The sequence below is a fragment of the Flectobacillus sp. genome (assembly GCF_049240685.1).
In the GTDB taxonomy this organism is placed as follows: Bacteria; Bacteroidota; Bacteroidia; order Cytophagales; family Spirosomataceae; genus Flectobacillus.
The window spans coordinates 35,602-50,021 of record NZ_JBMLSD010000425.1 but is presented as its reverse complement, the minus strand read 5'-3'; the positions used below and the strand labels follow the sequence as shown (position 1 = coordinate 50,021).

Genomic DNA, 14,420 nt, shown 5'->3' with positions numbered 1-14,420 from the left:
TATGACGACATTTTATGCTCTTTATCTGCTTTTTCTAATATGAACAAATTTTCATTTTGAGGTAACCTCCATTTTAAAAACCATGATTTTTAGTGACTTAATAGGTATGATTTGATATTGTTTAGGTAAAATATTTTTAATGGTTCGGAGTAAAATAAAAAATCCCCACCGAAGTGAGGAATCTTATAACAGCGTTAGATATGTTCTGACACCAATCAAATTTCAATAAGTAATAGGACATCAAACATATTTACGTTGTAGTTTTTACAAATTTTGTGCCGATAGTTTTCTACAAATTAATTTTTGAAGTAATCTTCAAAATATCATAAGCGGCTTTCTGAAGGTTTATGTATTGCTCGGGGATGAGAAGAATCGTTTCTTCGTCGTCTTTGAGCAAGGTTTTAGGTTGAATCAAGGTAATAGAACTTAAGTCTAGTTCTTTACCTTCCAGTATTTCAATACCCTTCTCAAGCATGGTTTCGGTATTATCACCCACTAACTGAAGATTGTCAAAATCTGGAATTTCCTGAAAATGCTCGGTTACATAAAGCCCTAGAGTGGCGGTATAGGAGGCAAAAAGGTGATTCAGTACCGAAAATTTATGAACTTCCTTAATACTCGTTTGCTTACTTTTGGGTTCAGAGAACATCCTTTGAAATGCCGATGCCAAGTTGGCCGTTTTGACATATACATCTTTGCGCGCTAATTTGTAAGGCAAATAATGAAATTGATTCCCTAAATACAAGCCTCTTACTTGTCTGAAATATTCTAAATTGGCCTTCAACATATCGATTAAGACCTTCTGGAGCTTTTCTTTTTCCCAACTTGGGAATAAAAAATAACTTGCTATAAACGAAATACCACCACCAATAAAGGTATCCATTACTCTTTCTTCGAGTATCGAAATATTCCCCATACCTAAGAAATCATAAAGAATAAGTACAAATGGGGTCATAAACAATACACTCACTACATAGTTTTTTCGCTGGAAACTATATGCGCCGAGCATACAAAGTAACAAAATGGCAAACAATACATTTTTGTTATGTTGATAGGAAAGGATTAATAAACCAAAAATTGCCCCGACAATCGTTCCAATTAATCGATGATAGTTACGCTCCTTTGTGAGGCTAAAGGCAGGCTTCATGATTACCATAATGGTGAGCAAAATCCAATTGCTATGCAAAAACTCAAAAGATTGAGCAATGATAAAACCAACTAGCATGACTAATGCCACTCGTAAGGAATGTCGAAATATCTCCGAATCGAAGGTTAGGTTTTCTCGAAAAATCTTAGGCTCAAACTCTTGGTGAGAAATAAATTGGTCGGTAGCCAAATCGCTGGATGTAAGCGTTTTTTTCTTTCTATTCTTAAAATTGCCAACTATTTTTTTTAGCCTTGAAAAGATATTCTTTATATTAACTTCTATATTTTTGAGTGCGCCGATACTCAGTGCTGTAAAGCTATGTTCTTCGGCCTGCGCTTCCAAATCCAACACAGCGAGGTGTAAATCTTGTAGTTTTCGAGGAATCATCGGCGAAAGATGCGGCGTTGTTCCCATTTTGAGGTCGTATCCAATCTTCTCTAGTTCATCTGCCAGCAAGGTCAGAATATCTTTGTACTTATTGAGAATACCTACACTATCAAACTGCTTGTGAAGATTTTGATAATTGTAAAAAGTAGACATAATTTGCTCAAACAAATCGATTATATCTACAAATACAATTACCAAAAAGCGGCCTTCTTGTGTAGACTCTCGAACAATCTCTCTTGTTTTAAAAAGCATTTCGCGCGTGGCGTCCTGCTTTTCATTTACACTAATTTGTGCTTCTATTAGCTTTTTGTAGTTCTCATCGTAATCAACACCTTCATCATAAAATGAGGCTTTTATCTTCATGAATTTTGCTACTTCTACGATTGAATCTCCTAGCGATTGTTGTGCAATACGATAAGGCATGATTCGGTACAACGATAAACTTAGGGCAGTATACCACAATCCACCCGACAAAATATACACAGGATGCATCATGATTTCTGGAAGTGGACGGATATCGCCTATACTGAGTGTCATTACGAGTAGTGCTGCTGTACCGATTGATGCAGCACGTAGCCCATAGACATAAAACATCGAGAAAAGAAAACTAAAACAAGTAATTAGTAGACCCAAAATTGGAATAGAGAGATTCGCAAATCCTACTAATAATGCTACCAAGGCCACAATACCAGTGGTTGTTAGCATTGCGTTTCGTCTATGAACAATCGGCCCGGGCGAATCTACCACGCTAGCACACAAGGCTCCCAAAGAAATAGTTATGCCAATATTGATTCGGTCAAACTCAAGCATAAAAAGACTTGGAAACAAAACCCCAAAGGTGATACGAAGCCCATCTCCAAAATAAGAGCTTAGGACGAAATGCTTGATTTCGTTGGTTGGTCTTTGTGCACTATTGAGCATAATATTCAAGATTAAGATTACTTATTCGTACTATATTCAATGGTAGGTTTTGGCTTTATGAATACACAACTATTTTACAAAGAAAAAGGGTATTTCGCTACAAAATACCCTTTTCTTTATTTAATCTTGGAATAACTTGATTTGTTTCAAATTATCAAAAGTTAATGGTTTTGTAATAAATCCGTTTACTTCCTCAAATCCCTTTGCTCGTTCTATATCGGCTGGATTTATCGATGAGCTTACGACATAAATCGGAATATCCTTATCAAATTTCTCCTTTATTTTGGAAAACTCTTCCAAAAACTCCCATCCGTCCATGACTGGCATATTTATGTCTAATAAAATCAAATCGGGAATTACTCCATCAGCATCCTTGAGCTCATTGAAATAATTGAAACCTGCTAAGCCATTTTCGAAAATGATTAAGCTTTTACAAAAGTTCTTGGAGACCAATAATTTTTTTACCCAAAAGCCATAAATGTTGTCGTCATCTATGACACAAATAGTTTCTACAGGTTTCATCAAAATGTAATCTTAAATGTTGTACCAATGTGTTCTTGACTTATTACCTCTATCTCACTACCCATTAGATCCAATTGATTTTTGATTAAAAACAATCCAAATCCTTTTCCACTAGTGTTTTTATGAAAGGTATTATGCATGCCAAAAAGCTTAAATTTATATTTTTCTAGATCGATTCCTACACCATTATCCTTGATTTCGAGTACGGTTTTATGGTTCTCAATTTTTGTAGAAATTGTGATTAGTGGTTGTATTTCTAGCTTTCGAAATTGAATAGCATTGGCAAGAAGATTGAAGAAGATACTTTCCAAATAGGCAGGAATATATAGTACATCTTCGCAAGCCTCAAAATTTGCTTCTATATTTGCCTTGCTTAGTGCTAATTCATCTTGAAGTTGATTTTTGACTTTTTGAAAAACCTCTTCAAAATGAATGCTAACTTTTGGTTGCTGAACTTGCGACTGTATTATGAGCACTTCGTTCAATTGAGCAATTGTTTCACTCAATTGCTTTGAGATTTGCTGAACATTGTCTAACAAGAGATTTTGTTCTTGCTCTGAGTTACATTCTTCTATTAGATTGCTAATCATTTCGAGGTTGCCAGTATGCGACCTTAGATTATGCGACACAATATGAGCAAAATTTAGCAATTTTTTGTTTTGTTCATGGATGATTTTTAAAGATTCTTGTAAAAAAAGTTCTTTTTGCTTTTCCTCATGAATATCTTTTATTACTCCACGAACGCCGATAATATTGTTTTGAGCATCGAATAATGGGCTTCCTATTACTCTTACCCAAATTATATTTTGCAAATGTGTAATAAACTCACAATTAATATCGAATACTTTCCCAGTGATTACGGTTTCGTCAAAAGCCTTCGCAATGAGTTCCCTTGATTGTTCTGGATAGTATTGAAATGCCTCTTCTAGGGAGGGTATGGCCATTTCGACAGGAAACTCATGAATTGCCTTCGTACTATCAGACCAAGATACTTTGCGCGTTTTTAAATCTACTTCCCATGCACCTATACGTGCAAGTTTTGAAGATTCATTTAATAAAAATTCACTTTTTAAGACCGAAATACGGTTATTTACCTTTTCGTTGATATCTATAATCGACCCAGCCATTTTAACGGGCTTTCCTTCGGTGTCCCAAATGGCTTGTCCTGAGGTTTGAAACCACTTATATTCTCCTTCTTTGGTAAGAAGTCTAACTTCCAATTTGTAGGGTTTGCGCTGATAAAGGTGCTCCCACAATAATTGTTCAACTTTGTCCTTGTCGTCCTGATGAAGGATTGTGTTGAAAAAAGTGTTGAAAGACGACGGAATTTCATCGTTATTGTATCCGAGTAATTGATAAAATTTACTTGACCACCATATTGTATCAAATTGAAGGTCCCAATTCCATATTCCTGCCTCGATTCCAGCTATTATGGATTCAAATTCGGATGCTTGGTGAGGCGCTTTGGGCACTATTTCTGGGTGTTCGACCAAATAGGAAAAATGCGTAAAAGTACCTTTTATTTGTGTAGCATTGTGTTTTTCATCGCGAGCTACTACGTACCCATTTATTTGAAAAAATTGAAATTTGTTTTCTACATTATAAAGTCTAATCTTTCTCTCAAAGTAGTCTTTATGATGAGTAAATTCTTTTATATAGTCAATCTCAAGCCACTTACTATCTACCGAAAATAAGCGTTTTTTAAGCGTATCTAAACTGTTAATTGTTTGGGAAGGAAGAGCTAAAACAGCATTTACGTTATCCGAAATAGAAAAGGTATTGCTTTTTAAGTCCCATGCCCAAAAGTTAGGAATATCTAAATATCCATCCTGACTCCAAGACTCTTGGATTGTTTTCATAACAAAGTGTGGTTTTACTCAAATCAAAAATTCAATTGTAAGTTTTAGGAAGTTTTCAGATAGTGGATAGGAATTATTTCATTACAAAATGAAATAAACGAAGCATAAGCTTATTTATTGGCTACTGATTCAGTTGCTATAATATTTTTACGGATAGACATTCGTCTATATTTGTAGAAAAATGAATTTTACTAGAAATTGTATATGGGTAAAATTCAAGAATAAATAAAGTTTTGATAGAAGCACATCAGATTTAATTTGTATAAATTTGAAAAAATTCGTAACCCATTTATACAAACCGATTACGAATTTCGTCAATTATAGACATAATACCAAAATCTTCACTAAGTATTGATTATTTGGTCGTGTTGATAACGAAGATGTTTTGCCAAAAGTAAATAAAGCTCTTCGGCTGTATGAGGCTTGAGTAGATAGTCATTCATTCCTATCTCGAATGCCTCTTTGATTGTTTCAGAATTATTGTCTGCCGAGCTAGCGATAATAGTCAGGGTTTGATTAATTTTTCGAATCTCTTTGCTAAGCTCGAAGCCGTTCATTTCGGGCATTTGTAAATCAATGATGGCCAAATCGTAGTTTTTGCCTGATGAAATAAGTTGAAGAGCCTCAAGTGGAGAAGCCGTTGTGTCTACATTAATTCCTTTTTTGAGCAAATTCCTAGCAATAATCTTTAGATTGATTTCATTATCATCCACTGCAAGTACTTGATATCCTCTAAAATCGAAGTCGGTTAACTCCTTAATCGAGTAGTTTTGATTTTCGGCGATGTTGAATTTGATAGTAAAATAAAAATTAGAACCTTCATTCAGTTTGCTAGTTACGTAAATTTCACTATCGAATAACTGCAAAATACGTTTAATAATGGCGAGACCGAGTCCGGTGCCCCCAAATTGCCGAGTAGTAAGGGCTGAAGCTTGAGCAAACTCATCAAAGATATTAGGTAATGAATCTTCTGAGATACCAATGCCCGTATCAATTACTTCAAATTTAAGTTCGACTTCTTTTTCTGCTTTTGCAAGGACTCCTACTTTGAGTGTTATCTCTCCGTTTTTGGTGAATTTAACGGCATTAGATACCAAATTATTGATAACCTGTACTAATCTTGTTGGGTCGCCTTCCAGAAATGCAGGAATGTTGGCGTCCAAATCTAATATTAGTTTATTTCCTTTCTCTTTCGAACGATGCCAGTTAATTTCGACAATATTGTTTAACAAATCGATAAGATTAAAAGGAATTTTTTCGATTTGAACTTTTTGTGCCTCTAGTTTGCTGTAATCCAGAATATCATTGATTATCGACAGGAGAGTTTCTCCTGTAAATTTTAATACTTTCAGAGGCGCCTCTTGCTCTTTTCGGGGTTGTTCTTCGAGCAATAAATGGATATTTCCAAGAATAGAATGCAAAGGAGTACGGATTTCGTGGCTCATCATCGATAGAAATACCGATTTAGCCTTTAAAGCTTCCTCCAAATTCAACTTTGCTTGTTCGAGTTCCTTATTTTTAATTTCTAAATCTTCCTTAATTTTTTCCAGTTGTAAAGTTTTTTTACGAAGTTCAAATTGATTAATCACTTGGTTGGCCAGAGCTTTCAAGGCCTCAATTTGGTCGTCTTCCAGCGAACGCGGTTTGCTGTCGAGCACACAAAGTGTACCCAAAGCATATCCCATAGAAGTAACAAGTGGTACTCCAGCATAAAACTGTACACCAGGGTCATTGGTTACAAAAGGATTATCAAAGAAACGTTCATCCTCCGAGGCATTTTCCACAATCAGAGGTTCATTTGGGTTTAGTATTGTATGTCCGCAAAAAGATAATTCACGCGGGGTTTCTTGTGCTTCTAATCCTTTCACAGATTTAAACCACTGCCTATCCTTATCAATCAAGCTGATAAGGCTTATCGGAGTTTGACAAATCTCTTGAGCGATTTGAGTAATTGAGTCATAATCTCTTTCTGGTAAGGTATCGAGAATCACATAACTCCTCAAGGCTTCTAATCTAGCAGATTCGTTGCTTGGTAAGAGTGGTTTTTTCATAAGTAGTTTGTTACGTAAAATTGAGGTAGTGTACCCAACATTATCTTTGTATATGCACAAAGACCTCAACAGCTAAGTCAACGTTGGTTGATGATAGCTATACAGATTTTAGCAATTCAAGGGGTTTCGCCTTTGGCGCATGACGAAACTTACTACTTAGGGCTTGGCAGCGTTATAATTTTTAAAATTAAAATTACTAGGTACTTTGAACAAAATACAAATTTATTTTAATTGGGTTACTTATTTAATACGTGAAGAATTCATAAAAGATACTTATTTAGAAAAGTAAAAATACATATTTTATTTAAACTAATAAAAATATAGTTCATTGATGAATTTATTTTATAGAATGTCAATACAAAGTGCTTGACACGCCGTTTAGTTTAACAGTAATGGTTAGATACCCAACCGAATATTCACCAACACTTTTTCCTTCTTGTAATTTGGGTGAAAACTGCGCACCTCTTCGGATATCATTTTTGTAGAGTTCAGTTATTCCTTTTGTCATGGTGGTATTCATAGTTTGTATATTTTCGATATGTCCATATTGATCAACGGTTATTTTAAAAACTATTTTACCCACTTCACCCGACCTATCCGAAAAGAGCGGTTCTCTGGATAAATAAAAATTATCTAAACCATAAATTTTTCCGTCTCCTCTTTGAACCCCATAATCTGGCAAAAAAGCTTTTGGATTGGGACTATATCCTTTATTGTTATCGTTTGAGCTTGGAAGCTTGGCATTGGGTACTTTGTATGGGCTACTTTTTTTGAATGAAGATTCTGCGCCCCCTGACTCGGTAGATTTTCTTTTTGGAGCCGCAGGGCCAGTAGCCTCTTTGAGTCTGGGTTGTTTGATAAAAACTTTTTGCGCGGAATTATTCTCAACCTCATTGGTTGGTGGGGGTAGTATATAAATGATTCGATTATTTGTAATTGTTTCTTGTTGCCATATTGGCAATTTCATAGCTCCATAAAACATTGAAATAGCGATAAGGAGAGTCCACAATAGGGCAATTTGAACATTTTCTTGATTTTCTAGTTTTTCTTGGTATGTTTTCATGGGTTAAGGTATCATATAATACAAATTTATATGAAAGCTTGAAAACAAGAAAAACTTAAGGGGTTGAATAATAGATTTATACACTATTATTCAACCCCTTAAGTTTTAAAATGTATTCTCCCCTATTTTAGGCGGGTTTTTTGGGTGCGTTTGTATTGGTGGCATATCCCGTTCTTGTCATTTCGCCCCAAGAGTGTGTTTTCTTAAAAAATAAGTCATAATTGCCTTTAATAGCCCAATAAACCGTGAGGGGATGGTAGATAAACGGCTCCAAAATCGCTGTAACGAATAGTCGACCCACCTCTTTTGGTTCTGAGTATCGATTAAAGAATGTTTCTTGTGCCTGTATGGCCAATATTGAGAAAAATAGTGACATCGAAAACACCAGCCCCAACATGGCTATAAAAAAGAAGATGTTGATATACCCCAGTAAAATCATTATCACTGTAAAAATGAGCCCAAAAGCTTCGATAAAGGGGCCAAACCATTCTGCAATAAGCCAATACGGAAAACTTAGCATTCCAATAATTCCATATTTTTTTCTTCCAATCATATCACGGTGAAGCATCAGACATTCGGCTGTACCCCGCGCCCATCTATTTCTTTGGCGAGAGAGGATTGTTTTGGTTGTAGGGGCTTCTGTCCAACATAGTGGTGTTGGTACATACGCTACCTCATACGGAAGTTTTTTATTTAGCATTAATTTGTGTAATCGAATCACCAGCTCCATATCTTCCCCGACGGTTTTTTTGTTGTATCCTCCCGCCTCAATCACTCGCTCACGATGAAAGATACCAAAAGCTCCCGAAATTAAAAGTAATCCATTGATTGAGCTCCAGGCCGTTCGTCCTAATAGAAAAGCCCTAAAATATTCTATCAATTGTATTCTTGGTAGAAATTTGTTTGGGACTTGTAGTTTTACCATGTGTCCATGATACACTTCTGCATCGTTATTGAGCCAAACGATTCCACCAACGGCAACCACTTCTTTGTGGCTATTGATTACGGGATAAATGAGGTGTTCGAAAGCATTCTCTTCCAACAAACAATCCACATCCACACAGGCAAAATAATCAGAATAGGAGATATTGATTCCAGCATTGAGGGCATCGGCTTTGCCTCCATTGGCCTTATCTACTACTATAAGCTTTTTAAAAGCTTTGTTCTTTGATTTATAGATTGCCTTGATTTCATTACAGGGTAGTCGATATTCGAAATAATAATCTACTTTTTCTAAATCATAAAATTTAATGGCCTTTTCTAGGGTATCATCTTTACTGCCATCGTTGACGATAATTAGTGTTAAGTTGTTGTAACCCAGCGACAAAAGCGAACGAATATTTTCGACGATAGTAACTCCTTCGTTATACGCAGGTGCTACTACAGATATAGACGGTAAATAGGGGTTTTGTCGAAAAGCGTTAAAATCTATATTCAAATTGGCCTGTTTGTGATGTTTAAGGATTTTCCACGAACGGATGCTCATCAGGATGTATGATAAAAAAATCATCATACAGTATATAAAAAGACCAAATTGTATAAAGTAAGAAAAGTATGTTAGCATCCGTCTAAAATTTGTTTAATACATGAATTGCCAAACGTTGGTCTGATTTATCACCGTTTGATTCTAAATAAGACAAGAATGAAACACTATTTGAATTCATGTTTTGCAGTGTTTCGGCTGCTTTCACTCTAATTGCAGGAAAGGCATCTTTTAATCTATTAAAAATAAAGGGAACATCATCATCTGTGCCATGCAACGAAATATATTTGAGAATCGCTATTTTTACGATTTCTTCTTCTGCTGCAAATCTACGTTTTAGCTCATTGAGATACTCACTACTGCCACATTCTGCCAAATATTCTACCACAGAAGCTCTTACTTTATGATTTGGATGAACAATAAATTCGTAAGGGTTCATTTCCAAATCGAGTTCTTGAAAAATATTGGCTAATTTGAGGCCGAGTATTTTGAGAGTAACAGATTCATGATTTATGAGTTTACTGAGATTAGGAATATGTTTGAATTGGCTTCTTTTCAAAAAACTAATGATTTCGTATATTTCCCAATCAGAAAGCGGGAAGTTGATTTCGGATAGAATTTCTACCTGATCGCCTCCCATAGAAATCTCCGCTTTGATGGCAACGAGTCTGACAAATTGATTTTCGTGGGTTAATAGTTCAGAAAACATGGTTGAGTTTTCAAGAGCCTTAATCGCCAAAAGGTCATTTGTAGCATTGACCAACTTATACCATTTGTAGCGAAAGAATTCTTTTTTTACTTTTTGCTCAAAGCCAAAAAATGTATACAATTCTTTGATTTTACGCTGGTCGTCGCCGAGTAGTACTTTATTAGCATTAAAGATTTCTTCGTACAGAATATCTCTGAAAATTTTAAACTTTAATTGTATATCCGAAAAGTAATTAGGCATTTCTTGGTTCATGAATTCATGAATGTTCAAATCTTCCTCCATTAGCCAAGCCGTAATATATTGTTGGATGATTTCCCTTATTTCGGCTCTTCGTTTAGCACTATTCTTAGCAATGATTTTTTCTCTCAATATCCTAAACATAATTACCACGTCCACTACCAAAAGGATAGCCGCTATGCATAGAATGAAAAATATCAATCTTTGGATATGAAGAGGTATGTTTGACATAAATTTTGAGAGAAACGGCAATAAAACAATAAGGTCGACAACAATTTGCTAAACTGTTGTTTCCAATAATCTTTTAACTCGAATAATTAGTTCGTTGAATCGAAAGGGTTTTTCTACAAAATCATTTGCGCCTAGTTCGAGAGAAGATACAATTTTGTCTTCCACATTGGTGCTAGAAAGTACAATAATTGGCGTATGTGCTGAACGGGTTTTGCGAATATGAAATATCAGCTCATATCCACCCGAAAATGGCATTTGCAAATCTGTGATTACAATATCAGGTTGTATCTGATCAAATAAATCGATTGCTTCTAAACCGTTTTGACAACCTGTGACTTCGTAGTTTTCCCTTTTAAATTTATCTACTAGCAATTTCAATAAGAGAGCTTCATCCTCGGCAATAAGTATTTTCATAATATCCTAAAAATTGGGTCGATTAGTAAAAGAAGTTATTGTTGATAATATATCAGTTTTTGGAATACACTCAGGATTAGCAGGATAACTTCAAAGTGTTTTACAGATATATTATTTTATCTTTCCTTTTACTCAACTAGTATTAATTAGAATTGTGAATCTAATGTTAAAATTTCTTTTATTAATAACCGTACAATCGTTTTTTTTCCAAAAACTGTACGACATAATTTATTTATGAAAGTATTTGAGCTTTAGTCCTAAAAATAGCCCAACTGGTTCTTTAAATTCCTTTTAAGTAAAAGTAAATATGTAAGTTATCTATACTAAACTTTGATAGTCTTCTACCGATTATGAGGGCATTTGGATAACTGATATACTATTGACTCACAACTTCGTGTTACCTATTCAAAGGTATTTGACAGCCATGCTCTCCATAACCTTGGATTATTAGTGAAAATAAAATGACAACCATTTGGGCCACAAAATTACATTTTTATACAGATAGCAGCTTTATTTGCTCAAAGTCGTGCTTTATGTGCAGCAATAATTCCTCTAGCTCTTCAATCATTTGTTCTTTCGGTACGATGAATATTTGTTTGTCTTCGAAAGCCCTTTCTACTTCCTTACATTTTGTACTGAATTCTATTTGACCAATACATCCGAACATTGAGCTCATTTTATGTAATTTTTTTGCAAAAGCAAAAGAGTCATTGGACGTAAAGGCAGCACGTAGTTCTGATAATTCTGTAGGGATATTTTCAAAAAAAAAATCCATAATCTCAAGAAAATATGAAGCCTCATTATCAAATAGTTCTTCGATATACTCTTTGTCGAAACTAGGATGAAATGGATAAGACTCTAAACTTGTCATATTAAATTGTTAGGTAAAAATCAGTTATAAAAGTTACACGCTAAAGCTGGCGGAGCGTTACTTTTTATTTGTCCGAATTTAAAATAGTCGGTAGCTGTTTTACAAAGAAAAACAAAAAACCTATATTTGACTAGCTTAATCAACGAAGAATTAAAATTATTAACGCAAAAATCATTCCAAATACGAAATTTTAGATTTTCGGTATTTTATTTGTGGAGCAATTACAAAATCCACTGTCATTGAAAAGAATCATTAAAAATATGAGTGAACCGACAACAAATAGTACAATATTAGACCAACAAAAAGCTGGCCTTATCCAATTTGGAAATCTTGCTTTGGGGTGGTTGCTTACGATATTTTTTATTAGTATCATTGAATTAATTTATGGTGCTGAAACTCAAAATATTGAAGATTCACTCATTTTTATAGCCTATTGCGAGAGTTTATTTGACTTTATTTATTTCGCTAAAACGATTGTTTTTTTAGGACTATTGCATCAGGCCTTATTATTAATTTCAGCAAAGCTTGCCAAAATTGTTATTTGGGTTTCGCTAGCATTTTTGACGGTATTGCAACTATCTCTTATGCAATACTTTATGACTGCGCTTGTTCCGCTTGGGGCAGACCTTTACAGTTACTCGCTAGATGACATCAAACAAACAGTTGGGGCTGCTGGTGTGCCTGTTTTGGGTATCTTGGTGATGGTAGGCGTGCTATTGCTGCAATTTGTTTTGTTTAGGGTTCTTCTGAAAAAGTCGGTATTCCAGAATACCCTTGTTTTATTAATTGTATGGATTGTGTCGTTTGGGGTATATTATTTTGATATAGAAATACAGATTCCGACTTATCAGTTTAAAAATGAATTTGATAACTATTTGACCTACAATAAGTCTCTTTACTTTGCCAATGCTACGTATGACAACTTTATGTCAACAGATACCGAAACAGATATTTATGCAGATAGCTATTTGGGAATTGGTGGTGCATTACTTGCAGGACAGAGCGAAATTTTGAAGGTAGATTATTTAGCAGAAAATAGCTATCCTTTTTTAAGAATAGATTCTACACAGGATGTCCTAGGTAACTTTTTTAGGCAATCGCCGCAGAAGCCCAATATTGTATTTTTATTGGTAGAGGGGCTTGGGCGAGCCTTTACGGGTGAGGGGGCATATCTTGGTAATTATACGCCATTTATAGATTCATTATCTCAAAAAAGCCTTTATTGGAAAAACTTTCTTAGCGAGGGTGGTCGTACATTTGCTGTTTTGCCATCGATTCTAGGCTCTCTGCCTTTTGGCAAAAGTGGGTTCAACGACATGGGAAACAATATGCCCATCAATAATTCTTTGATAGGAATCATGAAACGTGGGGGGTATCAAACGGCCTTTTACTATGGTGGCGATAGCAAATTTGATAATATGAAGTTATTCCTAGAAAAATCTGGCATCGATAATGTAAACGATGAACCAACTTTTGCAGGGAGTGGCTACACAAAATTGCCTAAAAACGGTACATTTACTTGGGGCTATGACGACAAAAGCTTGTTTAAACGTTATTTTGATGTAAATCCTGAGTCGAATGGTAAACCAAAATTACAAGTCATTTTAACAGTTTCGACACACAGTCCATTCTTAGTAAATAATCAAAGCGATTATATTCAAAAATTATTTCAATATAGTCAGAGTGCCAAAGCTAGAATGTCCGAAGCTCAAAAGAAAAATGCCAAAGATTATTCGAAAATGCTTTCGACCGTCATTTACACAGATGAAGCTATTCGTGAATTTTTTGAAACATACAAGAAAAGAAAAGATTTTGCTAATACTATCTTTATTATCACAGGCGACCACCGTATGCCCGAAATACCAATGGCTACCAAAATTGACCGCTATCATGTGCCATTAATCATTTATTCGCCTTTGCTGAAACGCCCAACTACTTTTGAGTCTATTTCAACTCATTTTGATATAGCCCCATCATTTGCGGCTTTTCTGAACAAGAATTATGGTATTGCCAAGCCAAGAGTCACAAACTGGATAGGTACAGGTATTGATACGGTCCGACAGTTTAGAAATATACATTCCTATCCATTGATGATGACCAAGGCACAGATGATAGACTATATTCATGGAGATTACATTTTGAACGGAACTGACCTCTATCAACTTGGACCCAACATGTCGATGGTCTTAAGTTCGGAAAAAGAAGCACAATCTGCCGTGAAGGCAAACTTTGAGATATTTAAGCAGAAAAATGAGAAGATTCTGCAGGGCCTTAAACTCATGCCAGACTCTGTTCGGTTGAAATAATTAGCCAAATGAAGTTAGCACACAAAATTAAATTGAATTTTTTAGGCTATAGGCATTAAGCCCTAAGCTAAAGTAAAAAGGCGTTTTAATAAAATTATAAAGACCTTTTGCCAAAGAACTACGACTTACAACCTAAAGCCAAGTACTTAATGAGCTTAGGGCTTTCGGCTTTGAGCATTTGGCAAGAAATATATCTATTGTTACAAACAAACAATTTAA

10 protein-coding genes are annotated in these 14,420 nt (G+C 35.0%); 1 reads left to right on the top strand and 9 read right to left on the bottom strand.

Annotated features, from left to right (window positions below):
• Positions 1–289: 289 nt before the first annotated feature.
• The 9 genes from ACOVQ4_RS19315 to ACOVQ4_RS19275 form a co-directional block, all read right to left on the bottom strand.
• Positions 290–2,455, bottom strand: a complete 2,166-nt coding sequence (locus ACOVQ4_RS19315) for an FUSC family membrane protein (RefSeq protein ID WP_421822245.1) — start codon at positions 2,453–2,455, stop codon at positions 290–292.
• Between the two features lie 120 nt (positions 2,456–2,575).
• Complete coding sequence (locus tag ACOVQ4_RS19310) at positions 2,576–2,977, bottom strand: response regulator (protein ID WP_421822244.1); 402 nt, start codon at positions 2,975–2,977, stop codon at positions 2,576–2,578.
• Complete coding sequence (locus tag ACOVQ4_RS19305; RefSeq protein ID WP_421822243.1) at positions 2,977–4,836, bottom strand: sensor histidine kinase; 1,860 nt, start codon at positions 4,834–4,836, stop codon at positions 2,977–2,979. The genes ACOVQ4_RS19310 and ACOVQ4_RS19305 overlap by 1 nt, the downstream gene beginning before the upstream one ends.
• Before the next feature lie 344 nt (positions 4,837–5,180).
• Positions 5,181–6,887, bottom strand: coding sequence for an ATP-binding protein (locus ACOVQ4_RS19300; protein ID WP_421822242.1), 1,707 nt, complete (start codon positions 6,885–6,887; stop codon positions 5,181–5,183).
• 352 nt (positions 6,888–7,239) lie between these two features.
• A complete protein-coding gene (locus ACOVQ4_RS19295; protein WP_421822241.1) occupies positions 7,240–7,950 on the bottom strand; it encodes a hypothetical protein in 711 nt (236 codons plus the stop codon).
• A gap of 127 nt (positions 7,951–8,077) precedes the next feature.
• Positions 8,078–9,463, bottom strand: a complete 1,386-nt coding sequence (locus ACOVQ4_RS19290; RefSeq protein WP_421822240.1) for a glycosyltransferase family 2 protein — start codon at positions 9,461–9,463, stop codon at positions 8,078–8,080.
• Positions 9,464–9,518: 55 nt separating this feature from the next.
• Positions 9,519–10,610, bottom strand: a complete 1,092-nt coding sequence (locus tag ACOVQ4_RS19285) for a HEAT repeat domain-containing protein (protein ID WP_421822239.1) — start codon at positions 10,608–10,610, stop codon at positions 9,519–9,521.
• Positions 10,611–10,658: 48 nt separating this feature from the next.
• Positions 10,659–11,024, bottom strand: a complete 366-nt coding sequence (locus tag ACOVQ4_RS19280; RefSeq protein ID WP_421822238.1) for a response regulator transcription factor — start codon at positions 11,022–11,024, stop codon at positions 10,659–10,661.
• A 493-nt stretch (positions 11,025–11,517) separates the two neighbouring features.
• Entirely contained in the window at positions 11,518–11,895 is a 378-nt protein-coding gene (locus ACOVQ4_RS19275; RefSeq protein WP_421822237.1) for an Hpt domain-containing protein, read from the bottom strand.
• A gap of 260 nt (positions 11,896–12,155) precedes the next feature.
• Here ACOVQ4_RS19275 and ACOVQ4_RS19270 point away from each other — a divergent pair, with 260 nt between their 5' ends.
• Positions 12,156–14,201: an LTA synthase family protein gene (locus ACOVQ4_RS19270; RefSeq protein ID WP_421822236.1), complete on the top strand. Its 2,046-nt coding sequence runs from the start codon at positions 12,156–12,158 to the stop codon at positions 14,199–14,201.
• Positions 14,202–14,420: the final 219 nt, after the last annotated feature.

Excerpts from the sequence above, each read along its gene's own strand:
- ACOVQ4_RS19275 (WP_421822237.1), bottom strand. The coding sequence starts at position 11,895 with ATGACAAGTTTAGAGTCTTATCCATTTCATCCTAGTTTCGACAAAGAG.
- ACOVQ4_RS19310 (WP_421822244.1), bottom strand. The coding sequence starts at position 2,977 with ATGAAACCTGTAGAAACTATTTGTGTCATAGATGACGACAACATTTAT.
- ACOVQ4_RS19280 (WP_421822238.1), bottom strand. The coding sequence starts at position 11,024 with ATGAAAATACTTATTGCCGAGGATGAAGCTCTCTTATTGAAATTGCTA.
- ACOVQ4_RS19305 (WP_421822243.1), bottom strand. The coding sequence starts at position 4,836 with ATGAAAACAATCCAAGAGTCTTGGAGTCAGGATGGATATTTAGATATT.
- ACOVQ4_RS19270 (WP_421822236.1), top strand. The coding sequence starts at position 12,156 with ATGAGTGAACCGACAACAAATAGTACAATATTAGACCAACAAAAAGCT.
- ACOVQ4_RS19315 (WP_421822245.1), bottom strand. The coding sequence starts at position 2,455 with ATGCTCAATAGTGCACAAAGACCAACCAACGAAATCAAGCATTTCGTC.
- ACOVQ4_RS19295 (WP_421822241.1), bottom strand. The coding sequence starts at position 7,950 with ATGAAAACATACCAAGAAAAACTAGAAAATCAAGAAAATGTTCAAATT.
- ACOVQ4_RS19285 (WP_421822239.1), bottom strand. The coding sequence starts at position 10,610 with ATGTCAAACATACCTCTTCATATCCAAAGATTGATATTTTTCATTCTA.
- ACOVQ4_RS19290 (WP_421822240.1), bottom strand. The coding sequence starts at position 9,463 with ATGATGATTTTTTTATCATACATCCTGATGAGCATCCGTTCGTGGAAA.
- ACOVQ4_RS19300 (WP_421822242.1), bottom strand. The coding sequence starts at position 6,887 with ATGAAAAAACCACTCTTACCAAGCAACGAATCTGCTAGATTAGAAGCC.